This is a genomic window from Nostoc sp. DedQUE04 (assembly GCF_034530995.1).
In the GTDB taxonomy this organism is placed as follows: domain Bacteria; phylum Cyanobacteriota; class Cyanobacteriia; order Cyanobacteriales; family Nostocaceae; genus Nostoc.
The window spans coordinates 216,550-227,171 of record NZ_JAVRCA010000004.1; the positions used below are offsets into that span (position 1 = coordinate 216,550).

Below are 10,622 nucleotides of genomic sequence, written 5' to 3' on the forward strand. Positions count from 1 at the left end.
TGATTTTTGTACAGATGCGGGAATTATAACTAATTAGGCGGACATGATATTAAGGTTGGTTTACGGTAATAATTTTGAAGATTTATTGCTTTTTACGTAATCATGCTGTGCCAAGTTGAGGCATTAGAAAGTTCCCCTATAATTCTCTTAAAAATAAGTTCAGTATTGATGTATAAAAAGTATTTAATAAATACTTTTTATACATTCTGGAGAAATGAGTTCCCTAAGACTTGCGGTCATTACGTTCGTTTATAGCTAGTGAAAGATTGCCAAGAATAATCATTGCAGATACTTGGCCGAATGGCACGCTTGTTAACGGCAAACCCATTATATATAAGGCTTTTGGGTGTGGGGTGTGGCTGAGTGGGTGTAGTAAGTCAGAAATTTATTTGTATCCCCACTCATATTTACTAGAAACAGGGTGTGGGGTGTGGGGTGTAGGGTGTAGGTTTAAAGCCTCGCCCCACGCACACGAAAAATCCTTATTTCGCAAGGCAGGTAAAAGCCCCACCCGGAGTGTCTGTCTTAATTTCCCTACACCCCACACCCAATACAACCTGCACCCTGTTTACTTTTCTTGATTTTTTCCTACACCCAACACCCTACCCCCAACACCCTGCCCAGACGAGCTTTCAGCTTTACAAGCGTGCCATTCGATACTTGGCCAATGTTAATGGACTACTCACTTATCAACTACGAACACAACGGCAAGGCATACTATGATTTACAAGATTAAACCCAAAATACTGGTATTAGCAATTGTTCAAGGGATTGCTTTTCAACCAAATAATGCTCCTGTACCATCTGGGTATATTAAAGATATCGGTCAAGCCTACAATGATACTAGAGGTTTTGGTTGGGTGCGTGAAGATAGCTTAGGCAATAGTACACCCACTCCCCTTGATATCCAACTCAATACACGCGATCGCAACCAAAGTGGCATCGATCGGCGACTAAATAGACTGATTCATCTGCAATATCCTCCTAGCAATGCGGGAACAGGAGTCACGATACCTGCTGCTTGGGAATATGCCCTATCTAATGGTTCGTACAATGTGACTGTTAGCGTCGGTGATGCTATTAATAGTGTAAATAGTAAGCACCAGATCAATATAGAAGGGACGGCTGCTATTTCTGGCTTTGTACCAACGGCAACCAAAAAGTTTGCCGCAATTACCCGGATTGTTAATGTTGCCGATGGCAAGCTCACAATTGATGCTAAAGGTGGTAGGAATACTAAACTCAACTATATTGCGATCGCACCAGGTAATCGTCCCTCGATCAGAACGACCAATCCTAATGATGGTCAGACAAACGTGCCGCCAGATATCTCGATTACAGCAGACCTAAATCTCCCCAATAGTGGGATTGCGGTTAATACTATTTCTGCCTCAACCATCAAGCTGATTGATAGCACTACTAATATACAAGTCAATGCCAATTACAACACTTCCGGTGGTGGAGATGTGATTGTAGTGTCTCCGATAAATCGTCTCAAGAACAATACCAAATATTTGTTACAAGTCACCGACGGGGTTAAAGATAGCAATGGTGCTGCATTCTTACCCTATAGCATCAGTTTCACAACAGGCTCCTTTGTGAAACCAGTAAGCAATATTACTTTCGAGCAAATCTCACTAGCTAATGTACCTATCAAACCTTACACCACAGTATTGATTGGGCCTGACAATAAACTCTATGCTGCTACCTTATTAGGTGAGATTTTGCGTTTCCCGATCGATGCTGATGGTACTCTGGGTATGCCACAAACGATTTCCTCATTGCAGACTGCAAATGGTGGTAATCGAACGATCGTTGGTATGCACTTCGATCCCTCATCAACAAATGCTAGCAACCTAATTCTATGGGTAACAAATAACTACTATTGGAATGGAAAAGCTGATGCACCAGAGTGGAGTGGTAAGATTACTCGTTTAAGCGGTACTAATCTAGAGACAGTAAAAGACTATGTAGTTGATTTACCGCGATCGAGCCGGGATCATCTAACCAATAGCATTGAATTTAAGCCCAATGAGCCAAACGTGCTCTATGTGTTGCAGGGTAGTAATAGTAGTACCGGCGCACCAAACACTGCCTGGAGTAATCGTCCTGAGCAGTTGTTAACTGCTGCTGTATTACGAGTTGACCTGTCCAAAATCACCTCACCTCCTTTAAGCGTTAAGACGGAGGATGGAGGTACTTATAATCCCTTTAAAGCGGACGCACCTGTAACTATCTTTGCTAGTGGTATACGTAATGCCTACGATCTGGTTTGGCATAGCAATGGTCAGTTGTATGTGCCAACGAATGGTTCAGCAGCTGGTGGCAATACGCCAAATACACCTATCCCCCTACCTCTTGCCTGTCACAACCGGATTGATAAAGCTACTAATGGGGCATATACTAGTCCATCTGTGCCTGCTCTTAGCAGTCTAGGCACGCAGCGAGACTTTCTGTTTCGGGTTGTTAAAAATGGTTATTATGGTCATCCCAATCCAAAACGTTGTGAGTGGGTGTTGAGTGGAGGAAATCCTACAGCTGGTACAGATCCAGTTCAGATAAGTGAATATCCCGTTGGTACTCTACCTGACCGGAATTGGAAGGGTATTGCCTTCGATTTTGGAGAGCATTTTTCACCTAATGGTATTATTGAATATCGTAGTCATGTTTTAGGTGGTCAGCTGCAAGGCAAACTGCTGGTGACACGCTTCAGTTCAGGGAAAGACATCATTGTGCTAACACCAAGTGGCACAAAGTTGGATATTATAAATTCTCAAACGGGTATTAGTGGTTTTACTGGTTTTAATCCAAGTCCATTGGATTTGATTGAGAATCCCACGAATGGAAATCTCTATGTGGCGCAACTCAGTCAAGAGACGGGCATGGGCAAAATTACACTTCTGCGTCCACTTAATTAATATCAGTACCGAGCGATCGCAATCAATTCATGCTTGTAGCTGCGCTGACTTTTCACGACATCTGGAAAACCTCTCTCTAAATTTCTCTCCTAAAAGGAGAGAGACTTTGAATTTTCCTCCTTCCCTGGTCGGGAAGGGGGTTAGAGGGTTAGGTTTTTGGTGGACTTTTCCACATAACGTGAAAAGTCAGGTACTTAGAAAGGGTTTTTACTGAAACTGCAAGCATTTATGTTTGCATTTACTCTTTAGCAAGCATCGATCTCATAAGTTAATTTTTGTACTTTTATAATTCACTCCAAATTACGGTTGCATTCTAGCGCGACCATAAACTTTTTATATGCATTTATCTAAATCAATGGTTACGAAGCATTCAGAATTTTATAACCCGCAACTTGGGTTAATTATGATATTGATACTTAATTCCAAACAATTCGGCGACACTAATTTGCGAATGTACTAAAGCCAGCAGCGGGATTTGAACTCGCGACCTTCCGATTACAAGTCGGATGCACTACCACTGTGCTATGCTGGCAAGTCTGACGATTACTCTTAAATTAGCAACCACGATTTATTATTGTACCATAATCCATTTATTTGTCTAGCTGTAAATTCTAAAAAATATCTGCTTCATCCTAAATTAAGTTAAAAGACCAGAAATTTTAGCAATATCGCTGCTTTTGTCGGTTTAAATGGTTGTTCTGGCGTTGCCATTGTGATGAACCAGAAACAATTAGGCATTCTGAATCACTGATAAAGTTGATAAATTAATATTTATAGCAAATTTATAGCAAAAGCTAACTCAAATCCTGGGCTGAACCCAAAAATACCTGGTCAGTTCTAAAACTATATTTTCTTGGCATGGCACGGCTGAATAAAGGAACAGAAATATATAATTATTTTTTAGAGATTACAAGCATGGCAGCATTGCTCGGACGAGATTTATTAAGTCTAGCGGACATCACTTCTACTGAACTTCAAGAACTCTTGCAATTGGCAACTCAACTTAAATCACAACAGTTGAAGTTGCAGTGTAATAAAGTTTTGGGGTTGTTGTTCTCCAAAGCTTCAACTCGCACACGGGTAAGTTTTACTGTGGCGATGTATCAACTTGGTGGGCAGGTAATCGATCTCAATCCTAATGTCACTCAAGTTAGTCGTGGGGAACCTTTGCAGGATACGGCGCGGGTGTTAGATCGATATCTGGATATTTTGGCAATTCGTACTTTTGCACACCAAGATTTAGAAACTTTTGCTCACTATGCCAAGATTCCGGTGATTAATGCGCTTACTGATACAGAACATCCTTGTCAGGTATTAGCGGATTTATTGACAATTCAGGAAACCTTTAATACCCTTGCTGGGTTAACTTTGACCTACGTGGGCGATGGGAATAATATGGCTAATTCTCTGATGTTGGGCTGTGCTTTGGTGGGGATGAATGTCAGAATTGCCACTCCTAGCGGATACGAGCCAGATTCTCAGATTGTAGAACAAGCAAGAGCGATCGCTAATAACAAAACAGAAGTCCTCGTCACTCACGATCCAGAATTAGCAGCCAAGGGTTCTAATGTACTTTACACTGATGTTTGGGCGAGTATGGGGCAAGAAGCCGAAGCAGACAATCGGATGCCAATTTTTCAACCTTACCAAATTTCAGAGCAGCTATTAAGCCTTGCTGACCCAGAGGCAATTGTTTTACACTGCTTACCAGCCCATCGTGGTGAAGAAATTACCGAAGCTGTTATTGAAGGTTCTCAATCACGAGTTTGGGAACAGGCAGAAAATCGCCTGCACGCTCAAAAGGCTTTGCTTGCTAGTATTTTAGGGGCAGAATGAAAGGAGTTAAGAGTTAGGAGTTAAGAGTTAGGAGTTAGGAGTTAGGAGTCAAAATAGTGAGTGTGCAATTGGCTCCTAACTACTTGCTGGTAAAAAATCCGAAATAAATGGGTAAGAGAAAAGAGAATATTTTTACTTTTGCCTTTCATATTTTTACTTTTCTCTTGTTATGGGGAGTTTTTTGTAGTACTAATGTTCTAGAGACATTTATAATTACTTCTCGGAAATTTATGGAACGTCTAACAGAAGCTCAACAAGAACTTTACGAATGGTTAGCAGAATACATCAAAACGCACCAGCATTCGCCTTCAATTAGGCAAATGATGCAAGCGATGAACTTGAAGTCACCAGCACCAATTCAAAGCCGTTTAGAGCATTTACGCACTAAAGGATATATTGAATGGACTGAAGGACAAGCGCGAACGATTCGGATTTTGCGTCCTGTTAAGCAAGGTGTACCAATTTTGGGCACGATCGCTGCTGGTGGTTTAATAGAACCGTTTACTGATGCTGTAGATCATTTAGACTTTTCTAATTTCGATTTACCTCCCCAAACCTACGCTTTGCGCGTAGCTGGCGATAGCATGATTGAAGATTTAATTACTGATGGCGATGTGGTATTTCTGCGTCCAGTAGCAGAACCAAATCATTTAAAAAATGGTACTATCGTCGCCGCCAGAGTAGATGGATTCGGTACCACATTAAAACGTTTTTATCGCCAAGGCGATCGCGTTACCCTCAAACCAGCAAATCCTAAGTACAATCCCATTGAAGTCATGGCTCAACAAGTGCAGGTGCAAGGTTCTCTCATTGGTGTTTGGCGCGGTTACAACTGAGTAATGGGGACTGGGGACTGGGAAAGATAAATACTAATGTCCAATGTCCAATGCCCATTAATTAGGGTTCGTTACCATCTTTGTGCTTAACATTTTATGTACCTGACGAAAAATTCAGTGCAGCAACTGCCCACTTTCCGATTGAAATTACCATTTACAAGGGAAAGTAAGGGCAGTTATTACACGCAACCATTACCAGGATGCCCAAGAATGCCTGTGTCTCTGCAATTGCGGCAATATCAGCGTCAAGCGATCGCTAGCTGGTTTACCAACAATGGCAGAGGGACGCTGAAAATGGCTACTGGTAGTGGTAAAACTATTACTGCATTAGCGATCGCTTGTGAATTATATCAGCAGATTAATTTACAAGTTCTGGTGGTGGTATGTCCCTACCGCCATCTCGTCACCCAATGGGCGCGAGAATGCGAAAAATTTAATTTGCAACCCATTTTAGCTTTTGAGAATTTACGCACTTGGCAAAGTCAACTTTCTACCCAAATTTATAATCTGCGTTCTGGTTCTCAACGGTTTATCACGGTGATTACTACGAACTCCACTTTAATTGGAGATGGATTTCAGTCTCAACTCAAATATTTTCCCGCCAAAACTTTAATTATTGGGGATGAAGCGCATAATTTAGGCGCACCCAAGTTAGAAGAAAGTTTACCGCGTAGTGTTGGGTTGAGACTAGCTTTATCTGCGACACCAGAGAGGTATTTTGATGATTTTGGGACGCAATCTTTATTTGATTATTTTGGCCCAGTTCTGCAACCGGAGTTTACTTTGAGGGATGCGATCGCTCAAGGGGCTTTGGTACATTATCTCTATTATCCGGTGTTGGTGGAGTTAACTGAAGCCGAAAGTATTGCCTATTTAAAGTTAACTAAAAGAATTGGGCGATCGCTACTTTATCGGGATAAAGAAAATGGCGAAGCAGGATTTGAAGACAATGAAGATTTAAAGCCGTTGTTGATGCAAAGGGCAAGATTAATTGGTGCGGCAGAAAATAAATTAAATGCTTTACGGGATTTAATGGCAACTCGCCGCGAAACTACTCACACTCTTTTTTATTGTAGTGATGGTTCTCAAGATGCGGGACAACGTTCATCACTACGCCAACTTAAAGCTGTTGCTAAAATTCTCGGAGTGGATTTAGGCTACAAGGTAAGCACTTATACGGCTCAAACAACTTTACAAGAAAGGGAAATATTACGTCGTCAATTTGAAAGTGGGGAATTGCAAGGTTTAGTCGCAATTCGTTGTTTAGATGAAGGTGTTGATATTCCGGCAATTCAAACTGCGGTGATTTTATCAAGTTCTGGTAATCCCCGCCAGTTTATTCAGCGACGGGGGCGAGTTTTGCGCCCTCATCCAGCTAAAGAACGCGCCACTATATTTGACATGATTGTTTTACCACCAGATTTAGATAGAGAAACTATAGAAGTTGAACGTAATCTATTGAAAAAGGAATTGCGTCGCTTTGTGGAATTTGCTGATTTAGCTGATAACGCTGGTGAAGCAAGAATGAAGTTACTTGATTTACAAAAACGATATGGTTTATTAGATATTTGATAATGAACTATATAGTTGTATTATTTTGTAAAACTTTTCGAGTTTTGAAAAAACAAGCATTAAGTATGAAATAATAAAATCATGAATTAGATCATAATGGGATGCAAGTAGCTTTAAAAACTTTACTTACATTCCATTATGATCTAGATTCTTAATATTAACAATAACAGAAAACAATTGAATAATAAAGTCTTTTTTCAAAGAAAAGTATAAATTTAAAAAATAGTTTTTCCAAAATTAAAGATAACGCTAACAGTGGCTTTACGGAGGTAAATGTAAGACTAGAGAAAGTTAAAATATAGAAAAACTATATTTCCAAACCGAAGATGTCACAAGATGCAAATATCGATGATGTGCAGGAGCCAATAAACAGCGCTCCGCCGGAGGTACGACGAATTATTGAGCGGGTATGGAAGCTGGAAAAAGGCAGGCTAGATAAGAAGATTAACAGCCATATAAATGATAATATTTTAGACATTATTAAGGAAGAGGTGCGATGAAGCTGACTTCAATCAAGCTATGCAACTTTCGCTCCTTTTATGGTACGACACCAGAGATGCTTCTGGCTGGTGGAGATATTCAAAACACAACAATTATTCATGGTAATAATGGTTCTGGAAAAACTAGTTTACTGAATGCCTTTACTTGGGTATTATATGAGAAATTTAGTGCAGCATTTGCATCGATAGAACAGTTAGTTAATAAACGTGCGATCGCAGAAGCTCAAAAAGGTCAAGTTGTAGAATGTTGGGTAGAGATTGGCTGGGAACATGAAGGTAAACGCTATCGTGTGAAACGCGCCTGTCGGGGTTATAAAAACGAAGGTGATTTTGACGCTGGCAAAACTCAATTAACCATGTGGGTTGGTGCAGATGATGGCAAATGGAATATACCAACTCAGCAACCAGACGATATAATTAATCAAATTTTACCCGCTACTTTACATCAATATTTTTTCTTTGACGGCGAACGAATTGAAGAAATAGTTCGTTCTGACAAAAAAGCTGAAATTGCTGAAGCTACAAAAATTTTCTTGGGTGTAGAAGTAATCAACCGTTCCATCAGACATTTAGGAGATGCTAAAAAAACTCTAGAAAATGAGTTAAAAGCGATTGGTGATTCTGAAATTAAACAATTGTTACGACAGCAAGAAAAGATAGAACGAGAGCGTGAACGCATTACCAAGCGACAAACTGAAATTAAAGAAGAGCTAGAATATCAACAAACTTTTAAAAAAGAGACAAGTAACCGCTTGCGAGAACTGAGTGCTGCTAAGGAATTGCAAGAAAGATGGCAGGATTTAGAATCACAAAAAGCGGCAAATCAAGAAGAATATAAAAAAACCAAGGAAGCGCTAAAAAAAGTTATTTCCGCACGGGGTTATACCGTTTTACTCTCAGAAACTACATCCCAGTTCCGAGGAATTATCAATGATTTGAAGCAGCGCGGCGAGTTAACATCAGGAATTTCACGGGAATTTGTGAATGATTTACTTAATTCCCAACGCTGTATTTGTGGCGCAGAATTACACGAGGGTAATCATTCTCATACTCATGTGAGTACTTGGTTAAATAAAGCAGGTTCCTCGGCGGTGGAAGAAACTGCAATTCGGATGTTAGCACAAGTAGATGAAATTGATAAGCAAGCAATAGGATTTTGGGAAGAAGTTGATAGAGAACAAAGTAGAATTAATCAGTTAAGGCAAAGCATATCTCAAATTGAAGGCGATTTAGACAATATTCAAGAACGATTGCGGAAAGATGCTAATGAAGAAATTAGCAGTTTACAAAAACGCTTAGATGAAATTGAAAGTAAAATTGATGAATTGAATCGAGAACAAGGTGCAAATCAGCAGCAAATTGCTCAACTCACAACTGAAATTGAAGGTTTAAATAAACAAATTGCCAAGCAAAAGCTGAATGAAGACAAACAAACTCTAGCACAACGACGAATTAACGCCACTCAAGATGCAATCGAACGGTTAACAGAAGTTAGAAATCGTCAAGAACAACAATTTCGTCTGCAATTAGAAAAGAGAGTGCAAGAAATATTTACTGAGATTTCTGTTACTCCATACATCCCTAAAATTAGCGATAAATATGAACTGACATTAGTAGAAAATACTACAGGTGTGGAAGCGCCAGTTGCAGCTTCTACCGGGGAGAATCAAATTCTCAGTTTATCTTTTATAGCCAGCATCATTGACAAAGTGCGGGAATGGAGTGAGAAACGAAAAATGATGATGATTCCCGATAGTAGTACTTTCCCAATTGTGATGGATTCGCCGTTTGGAAGTTTGGATGAGAATTCGCGGCGACACATTGCGAAGACAATTCCCCAATTAGCGAATCAGTTGATAGTTTTAGTTACTAAGACTCAATGGCGGGGTGAAGTAGAAGCAGAAATGACAGACAGAATTGGGAGAGAATATGTGCTTACGTATTATTCTTCTAAGCCAGATTGCGAACAAGATTATATTGAGTTGGGTGGGGAAAGATATCCTTTGGTGAAACAAAGTCCGAATGAGTTTGAGTATACGGAAATTATCGCAGTTGAACGAGATGGGTAATTACTCACGCAGAGGCGCGGAGGTTTTTTAGTTACAGTTGAGAAAAGGGAGGAATGAGGTGATGGTGGCGAGTCCAGACAGAAATTATATGTCTCCCCACGAATACCTGGAATGGGAACAAGGCCAAGAAATTAAATATGAATATATTGATGGTGAAGTTTTCGCCATGACTGGGGGTACTCTTCCCCATAATGATATTGCTTTAAACTTAGCTTCAGCGTTAAAAAGTCACCTGCGAGGAAGAGGGTGTCGTGTGAATATGGCGGATGGGAAAGTAGGTGTATCTGAAAACGGGCCTTTTCATTATCCCGATGTTGTGGTGAGTTGCGATGAACGGGATAAACAAGCTATTCAATTTCTCCAATATCCTTGTTTAATTGTTGAAGTTCTGTCCCCAATTACGGAAGCTTACGACCGAGGTAAAAAATTTACGCGGTATCGTAACATTCAGACTTTGCAAGAATACGTCCTCATCGATACTGAAAAAATTGGTTTAGATTGCTTCCGGTTAAATGATAGAGGACTCTGGGAGTTACACCCTTATGAAGCAGGGGATGAGGTTTATTTAACCAGCATTGATTTCCACTTTCCAATATCTTTGGTGTATGAGAACGTTCAATTTCCTATTTGAGTAGACTGTGTGATTGTGTATTTTACGAACCAGCTTCGCAAAAAAGGTGCAGAAGACGCAGAGGGAAGAGAGGGAAGATGGACTATGTTAGTAGATAATTTGTTTGTTTAGCGATCGCCCACATACTATCATCAAATCATACCTTGGCAATTGCGTAAACCTAGCGATCGCTTTTCGCTGTTGTTGTTTGTTTAGCGATCGCCTGCATACTATCATCAAATCATACCTTGGCAATTGCGTAAACCTAGCGATCGCCCACA

General features: G+C 40.2%; 7 protein-coding genes and 1 tRNA gene. 7 read left to right on the plus strand and 1 reads right to left on the minus strand.

Annotated elements, in window-relative coordinates; genetic code table 11:
- Positions 1–719 precede the first annotated feature (719 nt).
- Entirely contained in the window at positions 720–2,918 is a 2,199-nt protein-coding gene (locus tag RM049_RS04550; protein ID WP_322703324.1) for an Ig-like domain-containing protein, read from the plus strand.
- A gap of 460 nt (positions 2,919–3,378) precedes the next feature.
- Here RM049_RS04550 and RM049_RS04555 read toward each other — a convergent pair.
- Positions 3,379–3,450, minus strand: a tRNA-Thr gene (locus tag RM049_RS04555).
- 383 nt (positions 3,451–3,833) lie between these two features.
- On the opposite strand from RM049_RS04555, the gene argF reads away from it, so the two are divergent.
- The 6 genes from argF (at position 3,834) to RM049_RS04585 (ending at position 10,362) form a co-directional block, all read left to right on the plus strand.
- Positions 3,834–4,754 carry an ornithine carbamoyltransferase gene (gene argF / locus RM049_RS04560; RefSeq protein ID WP_322703339.1) on the plus strand — a complete coding sequence of 307 codons (921 nt, stop codon included), beginning with the start codon at positions 3,834–3,836 and terminating at the stop codon, positions 4,752–4,754.
- Positions 4,755–4,984: 230 nt separating this feature from the next.
- Positions 4,985–5,590, plus strand: coding sequence for a transcriptional repressor LexA (gene lexA / locus RM049_RS04565; protein ID WP_322685120.1), 606 nt, complete (start codon positions 4,985–4,987; stop codon positions 5,588–5,590).
- Positions 5,591–5,686: 96 nt separating this feature from the next.
- Complete coding sequence (locus tag RM049_RS04570; RefSeq protein ID WP_322703325.1) at positions 5,687–7,162, plus strand: DNA phosphorothioation system restriction enzyme; 1,476 nt, start codon at positions 5,687–5,689, stop codon at positions 7,160–7,162.
- A 326-nt stretch (positions 7,163–7,488) separates the two neighbouring features.
- The gene (locus RM049_RS04575) at positions 7,489–7,662 is read left to right on the plus strand and encodes a hypothetical protein (RefSeq protein WP_167306198.1); all 174 of its coding nucleotides are present in this window, start codon (positions 7,489–7,491) and stop codon (positions 7,660–7,662) included.
- Positions 7,659–9,731 carry an AAA family ATPase gene (locus RM049_RS04580; protein ID WP_322703326.1) on the plus strand — a complete coding sequence of 691 codons (2,073 nt, stop codon included), beginning with the start codon at positions 7,659–7,661 and terminating at the stop codon, positions 9,729–9,731. Before RM049_RS04575 ends, RM049_RS04580 begins: the two co-directional genes overlap by 4 nt.
- A gap of 61 nt (positions 9,732–9,792) precedes the next feature.
- Entirely contained in the window at positions 9,793–10,362 is a 570-nt protein-coding gene (locus RM049_RS04585) for a Uma2 family endonuclease (RefSeq protein WP_322703327.1), read from the plus strand.
- Positions 10,363–10,622 lie beyond the last annotated feature (260 nt).

Excerpts from the sequence above, each read along its gene's own strand:
- RM049_RS04575 (WP_167306198.1), top strand. The coding sequence starts at position 7,489 with ATGTCACAAGATGCAAATATCGATGATGTGCAGGAGCCAATAAACAGC.
- argF (WP_322703339.1), top strand. The coding sequence starts at position 3,834 with ATGGCAGCATTGCTCGGACGAGATTTATTAAGTCTAGCGGACATCACT.
- RM049_RS04585 (WP_322703327.1), top strand. The coding sequence starts at position 9,793 with ATGGTGGCGAGTCCAGACAGAAATTATATGTCTCCCCACGAATACCTG.
- RM049_RS04580 (WP_322703326.1), top strand. The coding sequence starts at position 7,659 with ATGAAGCTGACTTCAATCAAGCTATGCAACTTTCGCTCCTTTTATGGT.
- RM049_RS04550 (WP_322703324.1), top strand. The coding sequence starts at position 720 with ATGATTTACAAGATTAAACCCAAAATACTGGTATTAGCAATTGTTCAA.
- lexA (WP_322685120.1), top strand. The coding sequence starts at position 4,985 with ATGGAACGTCTAACAGAAGCTCAACAAGAACTTTACGAATGGTTAGCA.
- RM049_RS04570 (WP_322703325.1), top strand. The coding sequence starts at position 5,687 with ATGTACCTGACGAAAAATTCAGTGCAGCAACTGCCCACTTTCCGATTG.